Origin of the sequence: Mesorhizobium jarvisii (assembly GCF_003601985.1) — a bacterium.
Taxonomy (GTDB): domain Bacteria; phylum Pseudomonadota; class Alphaproteobacteria; order Rhizobiales; family Rhizobiaceae; genus Mesorhizobium; species Mesorhizobium jarvisii.
The window spans coordinates 318,504-344,670 of sequence record NZ_QZXA01000005.1 but is presented as its reverse complement, the minus strand read 5'-3'; the positions used below and the strand labels follow the sequence as shown (position 1 = coordinate 344,670).

The 26,167-nt window shown below is 63.6% G+C and carries 25 protein-coding genes; 10 read left to right on the top strand and 15 right to left on the bottom strand.

The window, feature by feature from the left end:
- Window positions 1-100 precede the first annotated feature (100 nt).
- Both D3242_RS15290 and D3242_RS15285 read right to left on the bottom strand, forming a co-directional pair.
- On the bottom strand, window positions 101-1,477 hold the full coding sequence (locus D3242_RS15290) for an FAD-containing oxidoreductase (RefSeq protein WP_064980628.1): 1,377 nt from the start codon (window positions 1,475-1,477) through the stop codon (window positions 101-103).
- Window positions 1,474-1,935, bottom strand: coding sequence for a membrane protein (locus D3242_RS15285; protein WP_038653275.1), 462 nt, complete (start codon window positions 1,933-1,935; stop codon window positions 1,474-1,476). Before D3242_RS15285 ends, D3242_RS15290 begins: the two co-directional genes overlap by 4 nt.
- A 139-nt stretch (window positions 1,936-2,074) precedes the next feature.
- On the opposite strand from D3242_RS15285, the gene D3242_RS15280 reads away from it, so the two are divergent.
- Entirely contained in the window at window positions 2,075-2,632 is a 558-nt protein-coding gene (locus D3242_RS15280) for a sugar O-acetyltransferase (protein WP_038653272.1), read from the top strand.
- Between the two features lie 18 nt (window positions 2,633-2,650).
- Here D3242_RS15280 and D3242_RS15275 read toward each other — a convergent pair whose 3' ends face one another.
- Window positions 2,651-3,637, bottom strand: a complete 987-nt coding sequence (locus D3242_RS15275; protein ID WP_064980626.1) for a helix-turn-helix domain-containing protein — start codon at window positions 3,635-3,637, stop codon at window positions 2,651-2,653.
- Between the two features lie 125 nt (window positions 3,638-3,762).
- Here D3242_RS15275 and D3242_RS15270 point away from each other — a divergent pair, with 125 nt between their 5' ends.
- The gene (locus tag D3242_RS15270) at window positions 3,763-4,407 is read left to right on the top strand and encodes a cysteine hydrolase family protein (protein ID WP_064980624.1); all 645 of its coding nucleotides are present in this window, start codon (window positions 3,763-3,765) and stop codon (window positions 4,405-4,407) included.
- A gap of 69 nt (window positions 4,408-4,476) precedes the next feature.
- Here D3242_RS15270 and D3242_RS15265 read toward each other — a convergent pair whose 3' ends face one another.
- From D3242_RS15265 to D3242_RS15230, 8 genes are all read right to left on the bottom strand, one after another.
- Complete coding sequence (locus D3242_RS15265) at window positions 4,477-6,156, bottom strand: formate--tetrahydrofolate ligase (RefSeq protein ID WP_064980621.1); 1,680 nt, start codon at window positions 6,154-6,156, stop codon at window positions 4,477-4,479.
- A 315-nt stretch (window positions 6,157-6,471) separates the two neighbouring features.
- Window positions 6,472-7,596 carry a DUF2333 family protein gene (locus D3242_RS15260; protein ID WP_064980618.1) on the bottom strand — a complete coding sequence of 375 codons (1,125 nt, stop codon included), beginning with the start codon at window positions 7,594-7,596 and terminating at the stop codon, window positions 6,472-6,474.
- A 105-nt stretch (window positions 7,597-7,701) separates the two neighbouring features.
- Window positions 7,702-9,009 carry a DUF6638 family protein gene (locus tag D3242_RS15255; RefSeq protein ID WP_038649155.1) on the bottom strand — a complete coding sequence of 436 codons (1,308 nt, stop codon included), beginning with the start codon at window positions 9,007-9,009 and terminating at the stop codon, window positions 7,702-7,704.
- Between the two features lie 45 nt (window positions 9,010-9,054).
- Window positions 9,055-10,965: an AAA family ATPase gene (locus D3242_RS15250; protein ID WP_064980617.1), complete on the bottom strand. Its 1,911-nt coding sequence runs from the start codon at window positions 10,963-10,965 to the stop codon at window positions 9,055-9,057.
- 24 nt (window positions 10,966-10,989) lie between these two features.
- Entirely contained in the window at window positions 10,990-12,135 is a 1,146-nt protein-coding gene (locus tag D3242_RS15245; RefSeq protein WP_038649149.1) for a hypothetical protein, read from the bottom strand.
- Window positions 12,136-12,175: 40 nt separating this feature from the next.
- On the bottom strand, window positions 12,176-13,264 hold the full coding sequence (locus D3242_RS15240; RefSeq protein WP_027047308.1) for a hypothetical protein: 1,089 nt from the start codon (window positions 13,262-13,264) through the stop codon (window positions 12,176-12,178).
- A 309-nt stretch (window positions 13,265-13,573) separates the two neighbouring features.
- Entirely contained in the window at window positions 13,574-13,963 is a 390-nt protein-coding gene (locus tag D3242_RS15235) for a c-type cytochrome (protein WP_064980616.1), read from the bottom strand.
- A gap of 111 nt (window positions 13,964-14,074) precedes the next feature.
- Entirely contained in the window at window positions 14,075-14,932 is an 858-nt protein-coding gene (locus D3242_RS15230; protein WP_010911153.1) for a LysR substrate-binding domain-containing protein, read from the bottom strand.
- Between the two features lie 99 nt (window positions 14,933-15,031).
- Here D3242_RS15230 and D3242_RS15225 point away from each other — a divergent pair, with 99 nt between their 5' ends.
- The gene (locus D3242_RS15225) at window positions 15,032-15,928 is read left to right on the top strand and encodes a DMT family transporter (protein ID WP_064980615.1); all 897 of its coding nucleotides are present in this window, start codon (window positions 15,032-15,034) and stop codon (window positions 15,926-15,928) included.
- A gap of 22 nt (window positions 15,929-15,950) precedes the next feature.
- Here D3242_RS15225 and D3242_RS15220 read toward each other — a convergent pair whose 3' ends face one another.
- Window positions 15,951-16,562, bottom strand: coding sequence for a thymidine kinase (locus D3242_RS15220; RefSeq protein ID WP_038649140.1), 612 nt, complete (start codon window positions 16,560-16,562; stop codon window positions 15,951-15,953).
- Between the two features lie 257 nt (window positions 16,563-16,819).
- Between D3242_RS15220 and D3242_RS15215 the strand changes: the two genes are divergently transcribed.
- From D3242_RS15215 to choV, 3 genes are all read left to right on the top strand, one after another.
- Window positions 16,820-17,755, top strand: a complete 936-nt coding sequence (locus tag D3242_RS15215; RefSeq protein WP_020629012.1) for a choline ABC transporter substrate-binding protein — start codon at window positions 16,820-16,822, stop codon at window positions 17,753-17,755.
- A gap of 137 nt (window positions 17,756-17,892) precedes the next feature.
- Window positions 17,893-18,747, top strand: coding sequence for a choline ABC transporter permease subunit (choW, locus tag D3242_RS15210; protein ID WP_019860705.1), 855 nt, complete (start codon window positions 17,893-17,895; stop codon window positions 18,745-18,747).
- Entirely contained in the window at window positions 18,744-19,925 is a 1,182-nt protein-coding gene (choV, locus tag D3242_RS15205; RefSeq protein WP_019860704.1) for a choline ABC transporter ATP-binding protein, read from the top strand. The genes choW and choV overlap by 4 nt, the downstream gene beginning before the upstream one ends.
- A 6-nt stretch (window positions 19,926-19,931) precedes the next feature.
- Here choV and D3242_RS15200 read toward each other — a convergent pair whose 3' ends face one another.
- Together D3242_RS15200 and D3242_RS15195 are read right to left on the bottom strand one after the other, a co-directional pair.
- A complete protein-coding gene (locus tag D3242_RS15200) occupies window positions 19,932-21,341 on the bottom strand; it encodes an ATP-binding protein (RefSeq protein ID WP_019860702.1) in 1,410 nt (469 codons plus the stop codon).
- Window positions 21,338-22,054 carry a response regulator gene (locus tag D3242_RS15195; protein WP_064981642.1) on the bottom strand — a complete coding sequence of 239 codons (717 nt, stop codon included), beginning with the start codon at window positions 22,052-22,054 and terminating at the stop codon, window positions 21,338-21,340. Before D3242_RS15195 ends, D3242_RS15200 begins: the two co-directional genes overlap by 4 nt.
- 343 nt (window positions 22,055-22,397) lie before the next feature.
- On the opposite strand from D3242_RS15195, the gene D3242_RS15190 reads away from it, so the two are divergent.
- The 4 genes from D3242_RS15190 to clpS all read left to right on the top strand — a co-directional run bounded on the left by D3242_RS15190 (window position 22,398) and on the right by clpS (window position 23,909).
- Window positions 22,398-22,697: a hypothetical protein gene (locus tag D3242_RS15190; protein ID WP_019860700.1), complete on the top strand. Its 300-nt coding sequence runs from the start codon at window positions 22,398-22,400 to the stop codon at window positions 22,695-22,697.
- Between the two features lie 36 nt (window positions 22,698-22,733).
- The gene (locus D3242_RS15185) at window positions 22,734-22,988 is read left to right on the top strand and encodes a hypothetical protein (RefSeq protein ID WP_019860699.1); all 255 of its coding nucleotides are present in this window, start codon (window positions 22,734-22,736) and stop codon (window positions 22,986-22,988) included.
- Between the two features lie 162 nt (window positions 22,989-23,150).
- Entirely contained in the window at window positions 23,151-23,465 is a 315-nt protein-coding gene (locus D3242_RS15180) for a hypothetical protein (protein ID WP_032920723.1), read from the top strand.
- Between the two features lie 138 nt (window positions 23,466-23,603).
- Window positions 23,604-23,909, top strand: coding sequence for an ATP-dependent Clp protease adapter ClpS (clpS, locus tag D3242_RS15175; RefSeq protein WP_010911143.1), 306 nt, complete (start codon window positions 23,604-23,606; stop codon window positions 23,907-23,909).
- A 177-nt stretch (window positions 23,910-24,086) separates the two neighbouring features.
- On the opposite strand, the gene D3242_RS15170 is transcribed toward clpS, so the two are convergent.
- The gene (locus D3242_RS15170; protein WP_038649135.1) at window positions 24,087-26,165 is read right to left on the bottom strand and encodes a membrane protein; all 2,079 of its coding nucleotides are present in this window, start codon (window positions 26,163-26,165) and stop codon (window positions 24,087-24,089) included.
- Window positions 26,166-26,167: the final 2 nt, after the last annotated feature.

Sequence of the window (26,167 nt, the reverse complement as noted above, 5' to 3'; positions counted from 1 at the left end):
ACTGAATCGGTTCAATCAGGAGATTGAACGAGGACACGAGCTATGCGCAATGCACATTGCTGCAATGCACCGATGCAGAAAGTCCCCAGCTCGAAGCGTTTCACGCCAGCGGCTTCAGTTCCTGGGCAATCGTCGGCAGCAGTTCCGAGACCGTGGGGTGGATGTGCGTCGCGCGCGCCAGCGTGTCTACCGGTGCCTTGGCGTACATCAGATCGAGCACACAATGCACCGCTTCGTCGCCGCCGGGACCGAGCACCGAACAGCCAAGGATTTCCCTGGTGTCGGCATCGACCAGGATCTTCATGAAGCCTTGCGTCTCGCCCTTTTCGACGGCGCGGCCGACACGTGTCATCGGCCGCTGGCCGACCAGCGCGCGGCGTCCGGATTTCTTCACCGCCGCCTCGGTCATGCCGCAGCGGCCGAGTGGCGGGTCGATGTAGAGCGCATAGGCCTCGATGCGGTCGCTGACCTTGCGTGGGTCGTTGTCGAGCAGATTGGCGGCGACGATCTCGTAGTCATTGTAGGAGGTGTGGGTGAAAGCGCCCTTGCCGTTGCAGTCGCCCATCGCCCAGATGCCGGGCACGCTGGTGCGCAGCTGGTCGTCCACGATAACGGCGCCACGCTTGTCGAGGGCGACGCCGGCTCTGTCGAGGCCGAGATCGTCGGTGTTGAGCGTTCGGCCGAGCGCCAGCAACACATGAGAACCGACGGCGGGCGGCTTGCCGGCCGAGAAGGTCACGGCGATATCGTCGCCCTGTTTGGCGAAGCCGATGTCGTCGGCGCCGACATGGACTGTGATGCCTTCATTTTCGAGGATGGACAGGATGGTGGCCGAGACGTCCTCGTCCTCGCGGCCGGTCAGGCGCGGACTCTTCTCGATGACGGTGACGTCCGAGCCGAAACGGCGGAACATCTGCGCGAACTCGAGCGAGATGTAGCTGCCGCCGACGACGATCAGATGGCGCGGCAGGACCTCGAGATCCATCATCGAGGAATTGGTCAGATAGTCGATGTCGTGGATGCCGGGCAAATCGGGCACGGAAGCGCGGCCGCCGGTGTTGAGGAAGATCTTTCCGGCGGTCAGGAGGTCGTCGCCGACGCGCACCGTATTGGCGGATTCGAAGCGCGCATGGCCGCGATAGAGCGTGCATTTGTCCATGCCGGCGATCCAGCTTTCCAGCCCCGTGCGGGAGGCGCCCGAAACCTTGTCCTTGCGCGCCTTGATCTTGGCATAGTCGACCCCGACAGGGCCACTGAGCGTCACGCCATAGTCGGCGGCACGCCGCGCCAGATGCGCGGCATAGGCGCTCGCCACCATCGTCTTGGTCGGGATGCAGCCGGTATTGACGCAGGTGCCGCCGACCAGCTTGCGCTCGATCAGCGCCACGCTCATGCCGGCTGCGTTCAGCCTGCCGGCGAGCGGTGTGCCGGCCTGGCCGGCGCCGATGATGATGGCGTCGAAAGTTTTTGCCGTCATGCCACCGCCGCCACGATCAGCAGGCCGCCAATGATCGCCACCGCGTCCTCGATGAAGGCAGCGGGCGGATCCTTGCCGAAGGCGGCCGCCAGCCGGCCGCGCCCTTCGGCGCCGCCCAACGTGCCGATGACCGCGCCGATTGCGCCGGCGATCAGGCAGACGATGGTGGCGCCACCGGTCGCGCCGATCACGGCGCCGGTGAAGGCGCCCATGATGATGCGGGCGCCGAACTGCTGCGGCACTTTACGGCTCGGCGTCGAAGGCAACTGGTCGGTGACGAGCTCGACGATGGCCAGGATCGTGAAGATGCCGACGGCGGCCCAATGGCTCATGAAGCTTGCCCAGGTGCCGGCAACCGGCAGCCAGCCGAGATAGGCGCCCCAGGCGACCGCGGCAGGCGCGGTCATGGCGCGCAGGCCGGCGATGACGCCGATCAGAAGTGCAAGAAGATAGAGCATGTTGATCCCCTCGATCACCAGGCCAGGACGGCCTCGAGACGGCAGGCTACCATAGGTCCAATATTTGACCAGTACTTGGCTTGGCGCTTTTCTGCTGGCCGCAACTATGCTTTGCAAGAACGTCAATCGGAGACCCGCCATGGCTGGAAGCGAGCGCGCGAAGATGGCGGCCGGCGAATGGTACACTTGCCTCGATGACGAGCTGGAGGCGCTGCGTGCCCTCGCGCGCGACGCGGTGTTCGAGCACAATTGCCTGCCGCCAAGGCAGCGCGGAAATCTCGGGCCGGGCCTCAAGGCATTGCTCGGCGGCGTGGGCGAGGGCGCCCGCATCGAGGCGCCGTTCCACTGCGCCTACGGCTTCAACATTCTTCTCGGCGATGGCGTCTTCCTCAACGCCGGCTGCACCATCCTCGACACGGCAGCCGTGCGCATCGGCAAGGGAACGCTGCTTGGCCCCAATGTGCAGATCTATTGCGCCGAGCATCACAAGGAGGCCGCGGGCCGGCAGGCGGGGCTGGAGATCGCCAGGCCGGTCGAGATCGGCGCCCGTGCCTGGATCGGCGGCAGCGCCATCATCCTTGGCGGCGTCAGCATCGGCGAGGGCGCCATAGTCGGCGCCGGCGCTGTGGTGACGCGCGATGTGCCTGCAAACGAGACGGTGGTCGGCAATCCGGCGCGACCGGTCAAGCGCGGTTGACGATCTGGCGCAAAGCGGTCAGGCCTGCGCCACCCGTTCGTCCCAATCTACCCGCCGGGAGAATTCGCGCCGATATTGCGCCGGCGATGTCCGGAGCCGCGCGGCGAAATGCTGGCGCAGCGAGGTGGCACTGCCGAAGCCGGCCTCGAAGGCGACGATGTCCATCGATTTTTCCGTCGCTTCCAGCAGGCGTTGCGCCAGTTCGATGCGCTGGCTGGTCAGCCAGTCGCCAAAACTGGTGCCGATCGATTTCTGGAAGCGGCGTGTAAAGGTGCGCCGTGTCAGGCCGGCGGCCTCGGCGACGCTGTCCAGGCTGTGCGCCTCGCTGAGTGTCGTCCGGACCGCGTCCAGCGCCTGGGTGAAGCGGTCGGCATCCGCGCTCTTTGCCACGGGGCGTTCGATGAACTGCGCCTGCCCGCCCTGCCTGTGCGGTGAGAGCACGACGTGCCGCGCGAGCCGCAGTGCCGCTTCGGCGCCATAACGGGCGCGCACGATATGCAGGCAGCAGTCCAGCCCGGCGGCGACGCCGGCGGAGGTGACGATGTCGCCATCATCGACATAAAGCACGTCGGCATCGACCGAAATGTCGGGATGCAGGACACGCAGCTGGTCCGAATAGGCCCAATGCGTGGTCGCCTTCCGTCCCGAAAGCAGGCCGGCGGCGGCAATGGCAAAGGTGCCGAGGCACAGGCCGACAATCAGCGCCCCGCGCCGGTGCGCGCGGCCGAGCGCTTCGTTGAGCGGCCTGGCCAGCGGGGCTTCGAGATCCTTCCAACTCGGGATGATGACGATGTCGGCATCGTCGAGCGCGGACAGCCCATGCGGGACAAGGATGCTCAGCCCGGCGTCGGTCCGGATCATGCCTTGCTCGACCCCGCAGACACGGAAGTCGAAGCGCGGCAGTCCGAGCCTCGTGCGATCGGCGCCGAACACCAGGCAAGGCACGGAGAGATGAAACGGGCTGATGCCATCGAAGGCGAGGGCGGCAATGATCGGGGCGGTCATGGGCGTTTCCGGTTCGAAAGCTGGATTGTCCCAATTCTTTCGAATGATGTCAATCGGGCCACTTTTGGCTGCTCATCGAACGGCTTATTTTCGGCCCATCGCATTCAAGCCGGAAGGAAAACACCATGTCTGCCCCCCCCAACACCACACCGCGCCGCGCGCTCATCGTCATCGACGTCCAGAACGACTATGATGGCGGCAATCTGGCCATCCAGCATCCGCCGTTCCGCGACAGCGTCGTCAATGTGGTACGTGCCATGGATGCGGCGACGGCCGCCGGCATCAAGGTCGTGGTCGTCAAGCAGATGGCGCCCGAGACCTCGCCGATCTTCGCCAAGGGCAGTCACGGCGGTGAATTGCATCCCGAAATCGCCAGGCGCGGCCGCGACCACTATGTAGAGAAGATGCTGCCCTCGGCCTTCACCGGCACCGACCTCGAGGCGTGGCTGCGCGCCAACGCCATCGATACGCTCACGGTGGTCGGCTACATGACGCATAATTGCGACCTGTCGACCATTATCCATGCCGTGCATATGGGCTTTGCCGTCGAGTTCCTGTCCGACGCGACCGGCTCGGTGCCCTATGCCAACAGCGCCGGCTATGCCTCGGCCGAGGAGATCCACCGCGTGGTCACGATCATCCTGCAGTCGCGCTTCGCCGCGGTGCTGAAGACCGCCGAATGGACGGAATGCCTGAAGACCGGCGCCTTGCCGGAGCGCGACACGATCTACGCCTCCAACCAGCGGGCGCTGGCGCGCAACGCGGCTTAGGCCGTTCTGCAAACAGAAAGGGCGCCGCATCGCTGCGGCGCCCTTTGGCATTTGGGATCTTGAAGGGTTCTAGAACAGGCCTTCGATCTGGCCCATCTCGTTGAGGAAGATCTTTTCCGAGGACGGCGCCTTGGGCAGGCCGGGCATGGTCATGACCTCGCCGCAGATGATGACGACGAAGCCGGCGCCCGCCGAAAGCCTGACCTCGCGCACCGGCACGGTGTGGCCGGTCGGCGCGCCGCGCAGGTTCGGGTCGGTCGAGAAGGAGTACTGGGTCTTGGCCATGCAGACCGGGAGGTTGCCGTAGCCGGCCTGCTCCCAGGCGTGCAACTGGTCGCGCACCGACTTGTCGGCAATCGCTTCCGAGCCGCGATAGATGCGCTGGACGATGGTGTTGATCTTCTCGAACAGCGGCATGGCGTCGGGATAGAGCGGCGCGAATTGCGAGGCGCCGGATTCGGCCAGCGCCACCACCTTGTTGGCGAGCTCCTCGATGCCGGCCGAGCCCTTGGCCCAGTGCTTGCACAGGACAGCCTCTTCGCCCATCGAGGCGACATAGTCCTTCATCGCCTGGATTTCGGCGTCGGTGTCGGAATAGAAGTGGTTGATGGCAACCACCGCCGGCACGCCGAACTGCCTGATGTTTTCGATGTGGCGGCCGAGATTGGCGCAGCCCTTCTTCACCGCCTCGACGTTTTCCTTGCCGAGGTCTTCCTTCTTGACGCCGCCATTCATCTTCATGGCGCGCACGGTGGCGACGATGACGGCGGCCGCCGGCTTGAGGCCCGCCTTGCGGCACTTGATGTCGAAGAATTTCTCGGCACCGAGGTCGGCGCCGAAACCGGCTTCGGTGACGACATAGTCGGCGAGCTTCAGCGCCGTGGTGGTGGCAACGACCGAGTTGCAGCCATGCGCGATGTTGGCGAACGGGCCGCCATGGACGAAGGCCGGGTTGTTCTCCAGCGTCTGCACCAGGTTGGGCTGCATGGCGTCCTTCAGCAGCACGGCCATGGCGCCGTCGGCCTTGAGGTCACGGGCATAGACCGGCGACTTGTCGCGGCGGTAGGCGACGATGATGTCGCCGAGGCGCTTTTCCAGATCCTTCAGGTCGGTGGCAAGGCACAGGATGGCCATGACTTCCGAGGCGACGGTGATGTCGAAGCCGGCCTCGCGCGGGAAGCCGTTGGCGACGCCGCCGAGCGAGCAGATGATTTCGCGCAGCGCCCGGTCGTTCATGTCCATGACGCGGCGCCACACCACGCGGCGTGTGTCGATGCCGAGCTCATTGCCCCAGTAGATGTGGTTGTCGATCAGGGCCGAAAGCAGATTGTGGGCGGTGGTGATGGCGTGGAAGTCGCCGGTGAAGTGGAGGTTCATGTCCTCCATCGGCACGACCTGTGCGTAGCCGCCGCCGGCAGCACCGCCCTTGACGCCGAAATTCGGGCCGAGCGAGGCCTCGCGGATGCAGACGATCGCCTTCTTGCCGATGCGGTTGAGGCCATCGCCGAGGCCGACGGTGGTGGTGGTCTTGCCTTCACCGGCAGGCGTCGGGTTGATGGCGGTGACCAGGATCAGCTTGCCGTCCTTGTTGCCCTTCACCGATTTGATGAACTCGGCCGAGATCTTGGCCTTGTCGTGGCCATAGGGCAGCAGATGTTCGGTCGGGATGCCGATCTTCTGGCCGATCTCCTGGATCTGCTTTTTCTTGGCGGCGCGCGCGATCTCGATGTCGGACTTCACTTCGGCCATGACGGCTTTCCTCTGGATTGAACGGTGGAGGGGACGGGGTTGATCTCTATCGCATGCAGGTTAAAACCGGGCGCGCGGGCATGTTCTAACCCTGTCGCTGCCGTGGCGTCAACTTCCATGCAACTATGTTTCCTATAGAGAAAATTCTTGTGCGGCCGGCCGACCTGTCCTCGGTTCTTTCTGGCTCCGCTTGCCGCGCCGTATAGAAGCCAGAGCGGCGGCGTTTCCGCCGTCTCAAAACAGCCGCACAATGCACGGAATGCGACAGAGGCGACGGCGCAAATTCGCCATCGCTGGAACCGCGACAACCGAACGCTACTGCGTCAGGACGTTGCTGATTTCGACCATGTTGGAGCGCACGCGCAGTATGTAGAAGCCCATCGTCGTCAGATGCGTCGGCAGCAGCCAGCCATCCTCGCGGCCATTGGCGATGATGAACGGCTGTATGCGCAGGGCCGAGTCAAATTGCGCGTCCATCGTGTCCCACAGGCTCTGCAGGTGCTTTTCCTTGATGACGTCCTCGAAGTCGGCCTGCGCGCCCTTCATCAGGCCATAATAGGCATAGAGCTGGCCATAGGCGAACCAGTAGCGGTCGTCGGCGCGCGTATCGAACCAGCCATTGTTGTGGTTCTCGGCACGCTCCTTGAGGATGGCGGAGGTCGAGCCAATGTCCGATGCGATGCGGTCGATATATTGCTTCAGATTGTCGGCGCGGGCATCGAAAGTGGCCTGGCAGGTGGCGAGGCGGGCATTGAACGAGCGCAGCTTGCGCACGGCGTCGCGATAGTAGCTCGGGGTCGGCGTCTTCGGGCCGAACGGGCTTACGCCGAAATACCAGGTGTATTCGTCGAACTGCAGATTGCCGCGCGCATCCTGCAGATCGGCATCGATCTGCGAGGTCGTGCGCACGCGGCCGAGATTGTCGGCGAGTTCGGTCGCCGTGCGCCGCACCGCCTGGTTGATGCCGCGCTGGAACGACGCCTTGTTGTCCATCCACGGCGTGTTGTCCCAGTCGATGCCGAACAGGCCGAGCTTGTAGAGGATCATCGACGAGATCCAGGCATTCTGGTTGACGTTGAAGTCGGTCAGATCGGCCGCGATCTGGGCAATGCCGGAGTTGCCGCAGGTCTTGGCCGTGTCGGTGCCGGTGCCGGCGGCCACCTGCTCGCCGGCGGAAACATTGCGCTTCTCGAACGTGTAGGTGTCCGGATAGTTCGGGTTGAAATTGTTCCACCACTGGGTGGCATAGAAGAAGTTGGCGTAGAGGCCGATCAGCACCAACAGGGCCAGGCCGAGCACGGCCTTGAGGATCCAGCCACGCTGCGTGTACCAGCGGCCGGCCCATAGGAACGGCCACAGGATGGCGCCAATCAGAAGGCCAATGCCGCGGCCGATCCACTGGAAAATCCGGGTGAAGAAATTGACGATCGGATCGAGCATGGCTGTGTCACCCCCTCAAAGCATGATGCCAAAAAGTTGCAGACTTTTTGGATAACATCATGCGCCAAAACAACAAGTTAGAACGAAATGACAGCTCATTTCGTTCTAGTCAGTCAGGCCGTAGAGGCGTGTGCGAAACGCCACCTTGTCCTTCAAATATGTGGTTTTCAGAACGTCCACAACATGCGATCTCCAGGCGTCGCTGAAGCCGTCATAGTCCTTGTAGAAGCCCTGCTTGTTGAAGATGTAGCGCGAGACAAAGTCGCTCGGCACGAAATCCGAGATCAGCCGGTTGGTCAGCCAGGCGTCGGGATGGTCCGGCTTGGCGCGGACCACAAGGAAGCGCTGCTGCGGGAACACATCCTCGATCTTGAGATGGCCAAGCTGGGCGATTTCGCGCTTGGCGGCGTTGAGGAAAGGGAAATTGCCGTCCTTGGTGATCAGGTCGGCATGGCTCTGGATCCAAGTCTGTAGCCAGACCTTGTCGACATCGGTCAGGTTGCGGTTTGGCTCGGCGTCGCGGATCAGCGCGCGCACCACCATCTCGGCGCGGTGCTCGAGATAGCCGGACGCTTCGATCCAGGAGGCGCGCGGCAGTTCGATGCGGCCGGTGCTGGCCAGGAACTTGAAGACCTTGTCGGCGTCGTTGATCGAGAGATAGCTCACCTGCCACGGCCGCGAGCGGCGAAAGCCCGGGGCCGCCGGATCGCTGATCACCGTCGTCATGTCGGGATCGACGAACACGTAGAGCCCGCCGAAATGGCTGGTCCAGTAGGCATTGTGGCGGAAGATCACCTGGTCGGGCACCAGCGCGTTCTCGCGGATGTCGCCGCAGATTTTCGCCAGCTCCACCATGCGGGTCAGCATGGCGTTGTCGCGCCAGGCGTCGGGCTCCTGCCTCAGCCGGTCGACAAGCTTGCCGAGTTCAGCGGCCTTACCCAGCACGTCCTCGGCTGACAGCACCTTGAACTCAACCTGGTTGATCGACAGCAGGTCTTCGATGTCGTTGACCTTGGGAACGGAATCCTCGATCTCGCCGTAGATGACATCCTTGATCGTCAGCGCGTCGATGGCGCGCTGGTTCTTGGACATGAACTCGAACATCAGCTGCGAGGTGTTGGAGAAGGCCGTGTGCACCACCGGCAGGTCGATCTGCGACGGCGTCAGGATGATGAAACGGCGATTGACCTCGTTGGGGTCGAGATAGTCGGGGTCGCCGCATTCGTCGGCGATCTCGGGCGAGAAGCCGGTGCGGTCGATCTGGAAGCTCTTCAGCTTGGTGGGAGGCAGGCCGAAGGCGGCCAGCGCCTTGTTGTAACGCTGGATGAGATGCGGCTCGTCGACGGTGAGCAGCCGGCCGTAGATGAGCTCGTTGTCGCGCAAGAGGTCGGGTTTTTTGGCGGGGTGGCTCATCTTGCCTTCTCCCCGTTCGCGGGGAGAAGGAAAGGCCGGTGTGGCTCACGCATTCCAAAGCCCCTTCTTCTTCATCTCCTCCATCTCGCGCGCCGCCCGCTCGCGCAGCCGCGCGTCGCGCAGCAGCTTTTCCACGGCGGCGTCGTCGGACTTGTCGGAATAGCGGAACTCGGAATCGGCGTAGCGGTTGATCTCCTGCATGACCATGTCCATCGAGAACGGACCGCGCAGTTCCTCGATCATGGCTTTCTTCTCGTCATAGCTCTTGTGCATGAAGGCTTCCGGCTTCTCGAACCAGTCGTCGGGAAGCTCGATGTCCATGGCGCGCATCTTGATGGCGTCGGTGACGTTCTTGATGGCGCGGCCGGTGAAGCGCGGCTCGGCGTCCTTGATCAGGTGCAGGTAGGTGCCGATGTCGGCCATGGTCTTGGGCGCGCCATTCTCCTTCATGTAGCGCTCGTAGACCTTCATCAGGCCGTCCTCCTGCGGCTTCTCATGCTCCTCATAGGCTTCGGTCACGGCGCGCTGGATTTCCTGCGCGGCGTAGAGCTCGTGCTTGCCCAGAGGGATTTCGTGGTTCTTGCCGGCGAGCAGCACGAAGATGTCGATATAGTCGTCGCGGGTCTGCGGGCCGTCGACCAGCCAGCGGGCGCCGGCGCGCTGGCGCAGCGCGTCGTCGACATTCTCGGGATAGTTGGAGAACATTCCGAACGAGCAGTTGCCGCGCACCACGGTGGCCGCGCCGGCGAAGGCATCCATCAGGACGCCGGTGATTTCCTGTTGGCCGGCAGAGGCGCGGTCGTCGGAGCGGCGCGCCGCCACCTGGTCGATATCGTCGATGGTGCCGAAGCCGATCACGCGCGGGTTGAGCACATTGTTGATGAACTGGCGGCAGTTCTGACCCGATTTGCCCTGATAGGACGAGATCTGGTCGACGCCGAAATTCTCGTAGGCGAAGGGATAGCCGGCGACCTGGCAGTAACCATTGACCAGGCCGGCGATCATCTGGATCAAAGTCGTCTTGCCGGTACCAGGCGCACCGTCGCCGATGAAGGTGAACAGGAAGCCGCCGAGCTCGACGAAGGGGTTCAGCTCGCGCTCGAAATCATAGGCCATCAGCATCTTGGCGAGCTTGACCGACTGGTACTTGGCGATGTGGTTGCCGACGACCTCTTCCGGCTTCTTGAAGGTCATCACCAGCGGCTTCGACCGCTTGCCGGGCGCGACGTCGAAGCCGTCGAGGGTGAAGTCGTCGGCATCGATGCGGATATGGGCGTTCTCGAACGGGCCGATACCGTCGAAGCGGCCTTTTCTGGCCAGCAGCCCATCGATGGCGACGCGGGCGAAGGCGCGGGCCCTGGTCGCCAGGTCGGCATCGTCCTTCGAGCCCGCGATCGCCTTGTCGAGGCCGGCGAGGATCGACTTCACCGCATCCTGCGGCGTGTCGAAAAGGAAGTCGGGTTCGGGGATGTCGTTGGGCGCCTCGCCGTCGCTGTCGATCAGCTGGAACAGGTAGGATGCCAGGCTGAAGGCCGAGATATAGGCCGAGGCGGAGAGCAGCTTCTTGAAGGTCGCCGCCTCGTCGCCCTCGAGCGGGGCGCGGGCGTTCTTCGCCTGCAGGCTTTCGAGGTCGGAGCCTTCGGCGAAGACATCCGATATGGCGAGCGCAATCGCCGTGCCACGGCGGGCGCGAAACAGAAGCGTGTGCTGCGGGATGGTCAGCAGCTGGTCGTCGGGATGGACGGCGCCGACGGTCTTCGACAGCTCTACCTCGCGCGTGCGGCGCACCGAGCCGACCGAGACGGTGGAGACGAAGCGGCGGTTGGTGCCGGCCAGCGCCGTGCCGGATTCGCGCGACGGGTCTTCCAGCACGACGATGCGGGTGATGAAGCTCTGCGCGGTGGCGCGGTGCTTCTCGATCGCCGCTTCCGGGATGGTGGTCAGGCCGGTGTCCATGAAGGATGCTCCGTGGTGTTACGGTCAGACGTCTGAAATGACCTGCCCGTTGGACAGGATGTGGACCTTGTAGCCGCCAAAGATCTTCTGTGCTTCGCCGGCGGCGTAGAGCGCCTGGTAGGCCTCGTGCGGGATCAGTGCATGGTTTTCGTAGCTCGACACGCCCTGGCGCGCGGCTTCCAGGTCGTCTGTGTTGATGAAGAATTCCTGCGTCGTCTTCTCGCTGGAAAACAGCCCCTTGCGGCCGGGCTTCTCGCCCTTGGAATAGACCTCCTGGATGGTCCAGGTCAGCAGCCAGGCGTTTTCCGGCTTGCGCACCTTGGCCAGCACTTCGGTCACCGTCGAATTGTTGTCGGTAATGCCCGCGGAATAGAACGGGCCAAGCACGACGCGGCGCAACTGCTTGGGGTGCAGCGGCTCGAAATCCTTGTCTAGGTTTACGGCAATCGTCGCCGGCGAAAGCGTGTAGGCGGAGTTCTTCTCGGTGAAATCGTCGAAACGGTGGGCGAGCTCGGGATTGAGCAGGCCGTCGACCGGCAGCGGGATGTCGACCTTGTCGTTGAGCTTGCCGTTCCGGTCGACGAGCTGGCGGACCATGTTCTCGGAGGAATCCTCCACCGTCACCATGTAGACCAGCGGCAAGTTGGCGCTGCCGTCGAAGGTCGCCCAATGGACGAGATAGTAGGGCAACGCCGTCTTCGGATTGACCGACACCTTGGCCGTCTGCGCCAGCGTGAACGGCCCGAAAGTCTGCTCGCTCTTGACGTCCTCGAGATAGAGACGCTCGGCCATCGACTTCTGCAGCGCCTCGGGGAACTCCTTGTGGCGCAGGATGAAGTCGGCCATCTCCTCGCGCAGCTCTCCGGCCAGCGGGATGTTGGCGAGCCGGCTGTCGGCCTGGCGGCGGTCGTTTTCCAGTTCGAGCAGGTTCTGGAACACCGGAAAACCGCTTTCGGCGCGCGAAATGCGGAACGTGTCCATGAAGCCCAGCCGGTTGCGCCAGCAGCCAAAGGACTTGTCGAGCCGGGCGATGTATTCGGCAACGATCTTGGCGACGATGCCGTGCCGGTAAAGCGGCGAGCGGTCGTCGCGCATGAACACTTCAAGGCCGCTGAGCGCGGCCGTGATTGCCGAGAAATACCGCGCCGCCGCGTCGTTTTCGGGGGTCATTCTGTCAGCCCTGGGATTGTCGCACCGGTGCGCGCGGCAATTATGACTGCACGTAGTTGGCCGAATTGTGCTTCTTCAGCACCTCGTCGAAGCGCCGGGCAAAGGCATCGTCGGCGAGCTTCTTGCGGCGCTGGATATCGGCGCTGGCGACCATGTTCTTCTCGTGCATTTCGAGCAGGTCGCCAATGTGCTTCTGCGAAGCGGCGCCGATGCCGGCCATGGTTTCTTCCGCCGTGTTGTCGACCTGGCTGCCCAGCGTGTTGATCTTGTGGGCGACGTCCTGCTGCGCGGCGGTCTTCAGCGAATCTTCCAGCGCCTTGTAGAGCACGATGCGCTGCTCGGTATCGATGGTCAGCTTGTTGATCAGCGTCGACTGCGCGGCGATCTGGTTGTTGAGCGAATCGACGAAGGTCTGGAACATCGAGGTGTAGCGCTCGAGCGTCTGGCTTTCGGCCAGCAGTTCCTGCTCCTTGGCCTGCTTCTCGTTGTATTCGGTGGCGAGCTTGGAGCGTTCGCCCTCAAGTTGGGTGCGGTCCTTCTGGCTGGTCGAGGCGGCGATCTTGTTTTCGATGTCGAGCAGCATCGGGTTGAGTTCCTCGATGCGTTTCTGCACGGCTTCGAGGTTCGACATGGTGGTCTTGCGGCGCTCGATCACCTGCGACAGGCTGGTCTCGGAGGTCTTGTAGCGCTGGTCGAGGACCTCCTTCTGCGCCTTCAGGATGCCGACGATGGTGTCGGACTTGGCCAGAAGTTCCTGCAGATTGCCGGCCAGCGACATGTTGCGGACGCGGTCGGTGCGCATACGCTGCTTGCGCTGGCTGGAGAAGACACCGACGAAGTTTTCCCAGCCGGTGTAGTTCTTCATGCTCTCGAACTCGGCGCCGAATACGTTGGTGGCGTCCTCGAGGCCGATGATCAGGTCGGCAATGTTGCCTTCCATCACCTTCTGCTGCTTCAGCACGTCCTCGATGCGGGCGTTCTCGATGTCGAAATTGGCGTCGCCGATCTTCTTGTCAGCGGTGGCAAGCGTGTCGAGCACGGTGCCGGACTGCTCGATCTTGGTGCGCATGTCCTGGACGACCTGCTTGGTCTTGGCAATTTCGGCATCGAAATTCTGCAATGTCGCCATAGGGGCCTCCCGCTTCGGCTTCCGGTCGCTGATTGCGAACAGCGGCGAATATATGTGGGGCATCCGGGGATTGAAAGACGTGAAGACAAGGGTCGTGTGAAAACAAAAGAATCCGCCAAGGCCTTGAAAGACAATGCAGGTGGGGTCATGGCGTGATTAGCCGGTCAGTCGGGACTAGTTCAGCTGTCATTGAACTTTCATGCCGGCAAGACAGTCAGCCCCGGCCGACGCGGAAATGCTGAATTCGGCAGGGGATTGAACCGGCTGCAGGCAAACATATCAGTGCGGCCGCACCGCACCGACGCGCACTCAGGGCTTCGGATCGGCCTTCAGATAGGCGATGACATTGGCGATGTCGTCATCATTCGTCAGACCACCAAAAGCCATTTTGTTGCCGGGAACTTTGAGCTTAGGGGCCTTGAGATACTCGGTGAGATTTGCCTCGTCCCAGACGAGACCGGCAGCGCCCGCACTCTTCATGGCTTCGGAATAATGGCCAAGGAAGCTTTCCGCGGTGCCTGCGGTGCGGCCGACGACACCCTTGAGATGCGGGCCAACCTTGTCGCGGTCGGTGGCCGCCTCATGGCAGGCCATGCAGCGGTTGAAGACGTGCTTGCCCTGCACCGGGTCGCCGCCGGCATGGGCGGCAATGGAGGTGGCAATGAGAAGAAGGCTGGCTGAGGAAACGGCTCGAAGCATGGCTGACCCCGGAGAGCTCTGGCTGACGGCCTTATAGGGCCGAGGCCTTAACAAACGCTGCACCGTGGCGAGTTGGCCGGTCGCACCCAATCCCGTGCGGAGACGACGATCTCAGGCTTGCTGTGCCAGGTCGCGGCGCAGGAAATCATGCAGCCGATCGACCGCCGGCGTGCTCGACAGCGGGTTGCGCAGGATGCCGATTTCGAGATCCGGCAGCACAGGAAGCCCTTCATTGCCGCCGATGATGCGCAGCGATGGGGGTACGCTGCGCTGCGCCAGACCGGCGACGGCGAGCCCGGCCTGCACGACCGCGATCAGGCCAAGCAGGGAGGCGCTGGAATAGGTGCAACGGTAAGACCGGTCAGCTTCGCCAAGCGCCTGCAGGACATTCATCCTGGCGGCACAGCCGGGCTCGAACAGGGCGACCGGCAAGGGATCGGTCTGCCAAGCGACATGGTTCGGCGAGGCGACCCAGACGAAACGCTCAAGCCGGATGACGTCGAGCGGCTGGTCCGGCAAGCGAGTGACGATCGCCAGGTCGAGCCGTCCTTCCGCCAGGGTTTTCACCAGCGCGGTCGACTGTTCGCAGATCAGTTCCACCGTCACCAGCGGGTGATCCTCGGCAAAACGCGATAGGACAGGTGGCAGAAGGAAGGCGGCGTAATCGTCCGGCACGCCAAGACGCACGCTGCCCGTCTCCTTCGGCCGCGTGACGCTCGCCCAGGCCTCATCCGACAGCTTCAGCAGCCGGCGCGCATAGATGAGAAAATCCTCGCCGATGGCGTTGGGGGTAACCGTTCTCGGTCCGCGCACCAGAAGCTGGTTGCCCACCATCTCCTCCAGCCGCTGCATCTGCATGCTGACCGCCGACTGGCTGCGGCCGACCCGGGGCGCCGCATTGGACAGGCTGCCGCTCTCGACGACGGCGACGAAGGTTTTCAGGAGGTTGAGGTCAAGCGGAGCAGCCATGGTGCTATCAGCATATCGAATAGCTTGATCCAAATCTATTCGCTTGTTTGAAAGCTATACTGGTGGCCAGATGGGTTTCGCCCGTCTGAGGGATTTTCGATGAAGGACATGCCAACTTCCCGTTTTCCGGCCGCGAGCCTGGCCTTGGCGATGACGATAGCCGGCACGGTTGGCGCCTTTGTCACGGAAGCGGGGCTTCATCCCGTGACAATCGTGTTCTGGCGCTGCGTGTTCGGCGCCATGTTCCTCGGCGCATGGTGCCTGCTGCGGGGCTATCTGCCGGACAGGACGCTGTCGCCGTCCCGCCTCGCGCTGGCTGCACTTGCCGGCGCCTGCATGGTGCTGAGCTGGACGGCTTTCTTCGCCGGCTTCGCCATGACGTCGATCGCCACGACGACGATCGTCTATCACGTGCAGCCGTTCTTCGTGGTCATCATCGGGGTGGTCTTCCTCAAGGAGCGTATCTCGCTCGACCAGATGCTGTGGATGCTTGGCGCGTTCCTTGGCGTCGTGCTGGCCAGCGGGCTGGTGGTTTCGCATGCGCAGGCCAGCACGGCATGGGCGCTGGGCATCGCGCTGACGCTGGTCGCCGCGCTGCTCTATGCGGTGGCGACGATCCTCGCCAAGGGCCTGGGCCGGCAGCGCGCGGAGGTCACCGTGCTTTGCCAGACGATCGTCGGGATCGTCATGCTCGCGCCCTTCGCCGATATCGGCCAGCATGTTCCCGTGCATGCATGGGGCTGGCTGGCCAGCATCGGCGTGCTGCACACCGGCATTGCCTATGTGCTGATGAACTCGGCCTTTCCGCGCCTGACGACGCCGGTGATCGGCATCATCACCTTCATCTATCCGGTCGTTGCCATCATCATCGACTGGGCGATCTACAGGCATCCGCTCGGGCAGGCGCAGGCCGCCGGCATGGCGCTGATCGCCGTGGCGACACTCGGTGTCCGGCTGGGCTGGCGGTTTCCGCTGAGGCGCGTCTCTGCGGCCTGACGCGAGTCGCAGGGAAGCAGGGTCAGGATTTCATGAAGCCGATGAAATCGTCGGGCGCGGCGCGGCCCATTTCTTCTTCCCAGTGACGGCGGCAGAGCGAGACATAGACATCCTTGCCGATCGCCACCTGTTCGCCCCGGTGGGCCACCTTGCCGTCCGGGCCGAGGCGCACGACCATCGTGGCCTTGCGGCCGCAGCGGCAAATGGTGCGCACCTCGCGCAGATCATCGGCGATCGCCAGCAGCGCGCGCGAGCCGGAAAACAGCTTGCCCTGGAAATCGGTGCGCAGGCCGTAGCACATGACCGGGATGTTCAGCCGGTCGGCGATGCGGGCCAATTGCCAGACCTGCTCTTCCTCGAGGAACTGCGCCTCATCGACGAAGACGCAGTGCACGGTCGTATGGTCGTGATGTTCGGCGACGCGGGCGAACAGGTCGTCGCCGTCGCGGAACATCTCGGCTTCCGTCTCCAGCCCGATGCGCGACGAGATCAGGCCGCTGTCGCCCTTGCGGTAATGGCCGGCGACGAACAGCATCGTCGTCATGCCGCGTTCGCGATAATTATACGAGGCCTGCAAGAGCATCGTCGTCTTGCCGGCATTCATCGTCGCGTAGTTGAAGTAGAGCTTGGCCATGCCGCTCTTTTAAGCCGACTTGGCCCAAAGCGGGGAGGGGCCGCTGGCGCATTCCCCTGAAAAAGCCGGCTCGCCGCTGAAAAAGATAAGCGGCGTGACAAAAGCGTCAGCCGTGTCGCTGATTGGCCAGTCCGCGCCGTTGATCGTGATTGCCTTAACGCTTGAAACTACACCAGAATGGTGTTTGGCTGACGAAACAAGGCGGGCAGAGAAACCGTTTCCACGCTTCGCCAAAGAATCACAATGGGAGACTGTCTATGTCGCGTATGAATTCCTTCGTCGCCGGCCTCGGCCTGGCGGCTTTGTTGTCCACGAGCGCCGCCTTCGCCGGTGACGCCGAAAGCTGCAAGACCGTGCGTCTTTCCGATGTCGGCTGGACCGACATTCAGGCGACCACCGGTCTCGCTTCGGTGCTGCTCACCGCGCTCGGCTACGAGCCGAAGGTGATCCAGCTGTCGGTGCCGGTGACCATGGCTTCCCTGAAGAACAAGGACCTTGACGTCTTCCTCGGCAACTGGATGCCGTCGATGACCAACGACATCAAGGATTACACCGCCGATGGCTCGGTCGAGACCATCAGCACGAACCTGACCGGCGCCGGCTACGGCATCGTCGTGCCGACCTATGTCGCGGACGCCGGCGTCAAGTCGCTGACCGACCTTGGCAAGTTCAAGGACAAGTTCAACGGCAAGATCTACGGTATCGAAGCCGGCAATGACGGCAACCGCATCATCCTCGACATGATCAAGAACCCGAAGGACAATCTCGAGGGCTTCGAGTTGGTCGAATCCTCGGAGGCCGGCATGCTGACGCAGGCCGAGCAGTCGATGAAGAACAATGAGTGGATCGCCTTCCTCGGCTGGACGCCGCATCCGGTGATGGGCGCCATGAAGATCACCTATCTCGACGGCATGGGCGATAGCGGTTTCGGCGCGGCCACCGTGTTCACCAATGTGCGCAAGGGCTACACCACCGAGTGCCCGAATGCGGGCAAGTTCATCGCCAACCTGAAGTTCAATCTGGACATGGAAGGCCAGATGATGGACGCGATCCTCAAGGGCGGTGACGCCCAGACGGTCGCCACCGACTGGCTGAAGAAGAACCCGGACGCGGTCAAGCCATGGATCGCCGGCGTGACCACCTTCGACGGCGGTGACGCCGCGGCGGCGGTCAAGACAGCGCTCGGAAGCTGAGCCGACTTCGCATCCGGCATGACCGGATGAAGATGGGCAGCCGTTTGACAAAGGGCTGCCCTTTTTCACATCCTGTGACAAGATGACGTTGCGACAGCGCGGGGCCGAAGGCAGAGCCCTGGTGGAAGAGGGGTGAGATGGATCCGATTTCCAAATTCATGGTCGATCACAAGATCCCGATCGGCGCCTGGGGAAAGTCCTTTTTCGGGTTCCTGACCGATAATTTCGACACCATCTTCAGAGCCTTCTCCAACGGTCTGAATTTCATTCTCGACGGGCTGGTCGACCTCCTGCTGATGGTGCCGCCGGTGCTGCTGGCGCTGGTTATCGCCGTCATCGCCTGGTTGCTGCAGCGCTCGCGGCCACTCGCCATCGGCGTCTTCCTCGGCCTGATCTTCATCATCAACCAGAACCTGTGGAAGCAGACCGTGCAGACGCTGGTGCTGGTCGTCGCTGCCGCAGCCATGGCCATGGCCATCGGCGTGCCGCTCGGCATCTGGGCGGCGCACAAGCCGAAGGTCTACCGCATCATGCTGCCGGTGCTCGATCTGATGCAGACGCTGCCGACCTTCGTCTACCTGATCCCGGTCTTGACCCTGTTCGGCCTTGGTAACGCGCCCGGCCTCATCGTCACCATCATCTTCGTCATCCCGACCGCGGTCAGGCTCACGCATCTGGGCGTCGTCTCGGTGCCGAAGTCGATCATCGAGGCCGGCGAGGCGTTCGGCGCCACCAAGAGCCAGCTGTTGTGGAAGGTGGAACTGCCATCGGCGTTGCCCACCATCATGGCGGGTCTGACGCAGTCGATCATGCTGTCGCTGTCGATGGTGGTGTTCGCGGCCCTCATCGGCGCCGGTGGGCTGGGCACGGAGATCAACCGCGCGCTCGGCTCGCGCCGCATCGATCTCGGGCTTGAGGCGGGCCTCGCCATCGTCGTGCTGGCCATCGTGCTCGACCGAATGACCCGCATTGGCGTTGGAGGCAAGAAATGACCGTCGCCGTCGATTTCAAGAACGTCGATATCGTCTTCGGCGCCGACCAGGCCGGTTCGCTTGCGATGATCGACAAGGGCGCTACACGCGCCGAAATCCTGGAGAAAACCGGCAATGTGCTGGGCTGCGCCGACGCCAGCCTTACCGTGCATGAAGGCGAGATCTCGGTGCTGATGGGCCTGTCGGGTTCCGGCAAGTCGACCCTGCTTCGGGCCGTCAACAGGCTCAATGTGGTGTCGCGCGGCCAGGTGCTGGTCAAGGACGGCGACAAGATTGTCGACGTCGTCACCTGCGACGAGCCGACCTTGCGGCGCTTGCGCCAGAAGCAGGTGGCGATGGTGTTCCAGCAGTTCGGCCTGCTGCCGTGGCGCACGGTGGAGGAAAATGTCGGCCTGGGCCTCGAACTTGCCGGCGTGCCGGACGCCGAGCGCAAGGAGCGCGTTCACAAGCAGCTCAAGCTGGTCAATCTCGACCAGTGGTCGAAGAAATACGCGCACGAGCTGTCGGGCGGCATGCAGCAGCGCGTCGGCCTGGCGCGGGCCTTCGCCACCGAGGCGCCGATCCTGTTGATGGACGAGCCGTTCTCGGCGCTCGACCCGCTGATCCGCACCAAGCTGCAGGACGAATTGCTGCAGCTGCAGGCCGAGCTGAAGAAAACCATCATCTTCGTCAGCCACGACCTGGAAGAGGCGCTGAAGATCGGCAGCCACATCACCATCATGGAGGGCGGGCGCATCGTCCAGACCGGCGCGCCGGAAGACATCGTGCTGCGACCCGCCAACGACTATGTCCGCGACTTCATCGCCAATGTGAATCCGCTCTCGGTGCTGACCGCCTGGAATGTGATGCGCGACCGCCGCGACCTCGAGCACGGCGACAATGGCTGGGTGTGGCTCGACCGGCGCAAGACGACGCGCTTCAAGATCGACGATCACGGCCTGGTGGCGGCGGCCGAACGCGACGGCAAGCCGGCGGTCTGGGTGTCCTGCGCCGATGTCGAGGCCCAGTCGGAGGAAGCTGCGCAAGTGTTCTGGGCCAATCCCGGCACGTCGCTGAAAACCGTGATGCTGGCCATGCACCGCTCGCAGACGGCCCCCGTGGCGCTGTTCGACGACCAGTCGCGCTTCGTCGGCGCCATCGGCATCAGGGATGTGCTGAGCGCGGTGTTGAGAAGATAGAGCGGTTCAGGTCGCCTGCGGCAGGCGCAGCTCCGTTACCAGCCCACCGTCCGGATGATTGGACAGGCGGATCTCGCCGCCGGCGGCGCGCGCGATGTTGCGGGCGATGGTGAGTCCCAGGCCGAGGCCCCCGGTCTGGCGGTTGCGGGACTGTTCGAGGCGCACGAAGGAGCCGAAGACGGCATCGATCTGCGCCTGCGGTATGCCAGGCCCTTCGTCGCGGATGGTGAGCGTGATCGTGCCGTCCGAGCGGTGCAGGCTGAGATGCGCCTTCTTGCCGTAGGTGACGGCGTTCTGCACCAGATTGGTTACGCAGCGTTTGAGTGCCACCGGCCGCGCAATGCAGATCAGGCCGCGCGAACGGGTGTCGTCATTGTCGAACGAGACCTCCGGATAGGGGTCGGCGATCGATTCCACGAGCGACCAGAAGTCGATGCGCTCGGCCTTCTCCTCGTTCACCTCGAAAGTGGCGAAGTCGATCACGGAACTGGCGATGCTTTCGACATCGGCGAGATCATGGGCCAGCGCCTCGCGAACCGCCGATTTGCGCAACAGTTCGAGCCGCAGCCGCATGCGCGTCATCGGCGTGCGCAAATCATGCGCAAGCGCCGCGGCGAGATGTTCGCGGTCCTCGACATATTCGCGCAGCCTCTTCTGCATGGCGTTGATCGCCCTGGCGGCGGCCCGCACCTCGCGGCTGCCCGACTCGGCGATCGGCGGGCTTTTCAGGTCCTTGCCGATCCGGTTCACGGCGGTTTCCATCATCCGGTAGGGCGCGGTCAGCCGGCGCAGCGACCAGATCGACATGATCACCACCAGGCCGGCGATCAGCGAATAGAGCGGCAGGCTGTCGAAGCTCAGGATCGGGCCGACGGGCGTGATCGGCTCGGTGAAGTTCAGCCACTGGCCGTCGGCGAAGCGCAAGGAGGCCGTCAGCTTGTCGCTCTGGGCGAAATCGGCGGCGAGCACCAGAAGGTCGCGCTCGACCTGGCCGATATCGGGGCCGGATGCTGTGCCGCTGGCGTCGTCGGCCTCACGCGTTGCCGGATCGCGCCGCACGCGCGCATCGGTGATGCCGAACTTCGACAGCCGGCCGACGAGAATATCCTCGAGTTCGGCCAGTTCGTCATCACCGGCGATCGAGGAGGTGACGGCGGGCGTGTCCGAGACGGTAAGGGCGTAAGTCGAGTTGAACAGGCCCGCCGCGGTTGCCTTGCGCTCCTCGGGCGTGGCGCCGCTCATCAGCTGCACCAAGGAGAAGGCGCGGTCGTTGAGCCGGTAGAGGTCGACCACATCGTTGGCGGCGGCGCGGTCGCGCGAGACGATATAGAGGGTCGCGACCTGGCTGATGAGAAGGCCGGCAATGACGATCAGCAGCACCCAGACAGGCAAGGTCTGCGGCAGGAAACGTCTCATTCGGAGGTCGTCTCGGGCAGGAACTGGTAGCCGCCGCTGCGCACCGTCAGGATCAGTTTCGGCGTTTTCGGGTCATCTTCCATCTTGCGCCGCAGCCGGCTGACCAGGATGTCGATGCTGCGGTCGAAGGAATAGTCGCTGTCGCCGCCGGAAAGCTCGATGAGCTGGTCGCGGGTCAGCACGCGCTGGGCGCTCTTGACGAAGGTCTGCAGCAGGTTGAACTCGGCCATGGTCAGCTCGACCCTGACATCGTCGGGCGCCGTCAACCGGCGCCGCGAACAGTCCATCGTCCAGCCGGCGAAATGGTAGATCTGCTTGGTGGTGGTGCGTTTCGGTTCCGAAGTACCATTGCGCCGCAGCACGGCACGGATGCGCGCCAGAAGTTCGCGCGGATCGAAGGGCTTGGGCACATAATCGTCGGCGCCCATCTCCAGGCCGACGACGCGGTCGGTGGTCTCGGTGACGGCGGTCAGCATGATGATCGGCGTCGAGTACTGGGCGCGCAGGTCGCGGCACAGTTCCAGCCCGCTCTTGCCGGGCAACATCACGTCGAGCACGATGAGGTCCACCTGCGCGCGGCGCAGGACAGCCTCCATCTCGGTACCGTCGGCGGCAACCGAAGTGTGCAGGCCCCGCTTCTGGAAGAACTCCTGAAGCAGGTCGCGGATGCCCTTGTCGTCGTCGACGATCAGTATGTGTGCGTCGGATTTCACGAGGTGCCCTGTCTCGATTGCCGGCCAAGTCATTCCTGGCAGGTGAGCCACACGATAGAATTCGGGCCATATGTTGGCCAGTGCCTTGCTTTTCAAGGGAGAACGAATTCGGCCTTCTCCACATGGAAAGCGATGGCCGTGCTGAAGCTCTTTGTTTCCATGCGTGCGGTTCCAAAACCGGGACCGATTTGGACGATACGCATGGGGCGGGCGGGCCAGACACAATCCAGAAACAAAATTCTACAATTGGGAAAAACTCCTGAAAAGGTAGGGCGGCATAACGGAGCCGTGGCGGTCAGATTACCGGCTGCGACGCAAAATCTCCGGGTTCACGGAAAAACCGATGCCAAGCTTGTCGATCAGTTTGTTGGGTGCGTTGCTGGGCCTTGGCCTGGTCACTGCCGCTGTTGGACAATCGGACGCAAAGGCGCCGCTCACCCGGAGCGAACGGTGCGCCAATCTCAGCCACCAATTTGATGAAGCCCTCGAAACCCATGCCACGGCAACGCAGGTCACCGCGGCAAAGGCACTTCAGAGAAAGGGCAACCGGTACTGCGCCGCCAAGAAACAGGCACAGGGCATCCGGATGCTCGCCAACGCTTTGAAGCTGCTTGGAGTGACACCGAACGACCCGGTCCAGTGACACTCAACTTGACCCGCATAAAAAGGAAATGAAGCCATGAAGAAGTCCATCCTCTCCGCCACTGGTCTCGCCGTCGCTCTGGCTTTCGCGATGCCCGCTCTTGGCAACGCCGCTGCCACCACGACCGCTGCTCCGGCTGCTGCTGCCACCACGACCACCCCGGCCCCGGCTGCTGACGCCACCGCCAAGCCCCCGGTGAAGAAGGTCGTCAAGAAGGTCAAGCACAAGAAGGCTCCGGCCAAGAAGGTTGTGAAGAAGGCGACGGACAAGGCTGCTCCGAAGAAGCCCTGATCGGCTCCGAAGCCCGTTTCTATCAAGGCCGTTCCAGCCGTAGCCGGCTGGGGCGGCCTTCTGCCAGGCACCTGATCGAGCGGCTGAATACCGGTGGCTTGCAGCCGGCCACCTCGATCTGACTTAACCCGTTTTCAACGCCGGCCATGTAGGACAATCCGCATGAAGAAGCGGCTTTCGTCCATTTTGCGTTCGATGGTGATTGGCGGCCTGGTTGCCACCGGTGTCGCCAGGGTGCTGATTCTGCTCACCGCCAGCCCCGTGCCCGATCCTGCCAGTGGCCGCACCGAGCCCTCGCTGTTCGCGCCGATAATTTCCAGCAACTGGGACTACATCACACCTGTCCAGGCGTGGCTGCTGATCGTGTTGCTTGCCGTGACGCTGGTCTGCGTCGTCGGATGGCCGATCGCGGCCTGGATGGAACGCCGGGCGGATGCCGGTGCCAACCGCCGTATCTTCGGCCGCCAGGGCCGTTGAACCGCGCCCGACAATTTCCCACATGATTGTGAATACCGGGCCGGCCCACCGGCCGCCCGCATGCCAATCAAAATGGACGATCGCTGCCGCCCGTGGCAAAATACCGGGTAAAGCCCGATCGCGAAACTGTCGGTTCCGATGCCAGAAATCACCACAAAACCGCGAACCAAGGTCAAGCCGCAGACCGAGCGGCCGAAGCTCTACAAGGTCATCCTCATCAATGACGATTTCACGCCGCGGGAATTCGTCGTCACGGTGCTCAAGGGCGAGTTCAAGCTCAGCGAGGACCAAGCGCACCGCATCATGATCACCGCGCATCGGCGTGGCGTCTGCGTGGTCGCGGTCTTCACCAAGGATGTCGCCGAGACCAAGGCGACGCGTGCCACCGACGCCGGCAAGGCCAAGGGCTACCCGCTGCTGTTCACGACCGAGCCGGAGGAGTAGAGGAGTGGCGCCTCTTCCTTCTCCCCTTGTGGGAGAAGGTGGCCTCGCGAAGCGAGGTCGGATGAGGGGTGTTCCAGCGAACACCAACGCCTCACTCCGCTGTAACAGCCCTCAACCGTCTCGGCGCTGCGCGCCGATCCACCTTCTCCCACAAGGGGAGAAGGAAGAGGCGCTGCGCTACCGCCCCTCGCGGTACCACATCGAGCCCATGGCCAGGAGCAGCAGGCCGAGGCCGAGGAAGCCGCCGAACAGCGGCACGCGCGAGACGGCCTTCAAGACGCTATCGTCGGTGGTGCGCAGGCCGATCCAGTCGCTGCCGGAGGCATCGCCGGCCGAGCGCACCGGCACGATGGACGGCAGGGTCACGTCGCTGCCCAGCGCCGTCGATGACGCCAGCCGGCGCACGCTGCCGCCGGTGGCTTCCGCCGGTGGCTTCAGCCGGTTTTCGGTGGAGACGACGTCGGCGAATTCCGGCGCGTTGACCGGTCCGACATGGGCGAGCGCGGTGAGATCGCCATTAGCGACCTGGAAGAGGCCGATCTCATTGGTCTGGACGCTGCCGAGGAAAACGCCGGGCTCGGATTTATCGAGCTTGACGGTCACTGTCTTGCCTGAGGGCGTGATGATCTGCGCGGAGCCTGGATCGTCGGCCATGGTCTGGCGGCGGATCTCCAGCACCATGCCGCGTCCCTCGGCGGTCAGCCGCTCTTCCTCGAGTTCGGGCTCCTTCATCAGCCAGTGGGCGATGCGCCTGTAGAGCTGGACATGCGGACCACCGCCCTCGAAGCCGCGCGCCCACAGCCAGCCCTGGTCGGACAGAAGCATGCCGACGCGGCCTTCGCCCTTGCGGTCGAGCAGCAGCAGGGGCCGGTTGTCGGCGCCCTTCATCACCACCTCGCCTTGCGGATTCTGCACGCCGATGGTGCGGAACCAGCGGCTCCAGTGCGGCGGCTCGGTGGCCGAACCATCGAGACCGCGCGTCACCGGGTGACGCTGGCCGAGGTCGGTCAGGCGCGGATAGAAGGCCTTTTCCACCACTTCGCCGGTGGGCATGGCCGGCAGCGCTGACATCAGCGGCGTGCGCGCGATCGAAGCCTCGCCGGCATATTCGGGGCCGGCGGCGATCAGCAGCGCGCCGCCCTTTTCGACATATTCGGAGATGTAGTCGTAGTAGAGGATCGGCAGCACGTCGCGGTGCTGGTAGCGGTCGAAGATGATGAGGTCGAAATCCTTGATCTTCTCGACGAACAGTTCGCGCGTCGGGAAGGCGATCAGCGATAATTCGTTGATCGGCGTGCCGTCCTGCTTTTCCGGCGGCCGCAGAATGGTGAAGTGGACGAGATCGACCGAGGCGTCGGATTTCAACAGATTGCGCCAGGTGCGCTCGCCCGCATGCGGTTCGCCCGAAACGAGCAGCACGCGCAAATTCTCGCGGATGCCGTCGACCAGCGCGATGGCGCGGTTGTTGGTGTCGGTCAGTTCTCCGGGTTCGCGGTCGATGGCGAGTTCGATGATGTTGCGACCGGCGCCGGGGATGGTCACCTGCAGCGGCATGGCCTGGCCGACGGTGGCATGCTCGACCGAGACCTGCTCGCCATTGACCGAGACGCGCACATCGACCGGGGCGGCTTCGTTTTCAGTCGAGATGACGCGGTAGGTCATGTCGAGCGGCTTGCCGACGATGCCGAAACGCGGCGCGTTCTCGAAGCGGATGCGGCGGTCCTTTTCGTGGTCGTTGCCGGTGATCAAGGCGTGCAGCGGCGCGTTGAAGTCGGGCGCACCCGGGGGCGCGTCATGCACCTCACCATCGGTGATCATGATGGCGCCGCCGATGCGCGACGGCGGCACGTCGCGGAAGGCGCCTTCCAGCGCGCCGAACAGCCGTGTTTCGGTACGCTCCTCGGCGGCATCGGACTTGCCGGCCTCGACGACGCGGACGTCGAACTGCTTGAAGCGGCCTAGACGCTGCTGCAGTCCGGCGAGCGCTTCATCGGTCTGCTTGGTACGGTCGCCGATGTCCTGGCTCTGGCTGCGGTCGACGATCAGCGCGACGACGCTCTTCAGCGGCTCGCGCTCCTCATTGAGGAACACCGGGTTGAACAGGGCGGCGGCCAGCGCCAGCAGGGCGACGAAGCGCAGGACACCGCCGCGCTGGCGGAACCACAAGCCGACAAGCGCCAGCAGCGCCAGCGGCACCAGCACGAGGGCCAGCAATGGCCATGAGATCAGCGGTTCGAAGGAGATCGACCAGTTCATTG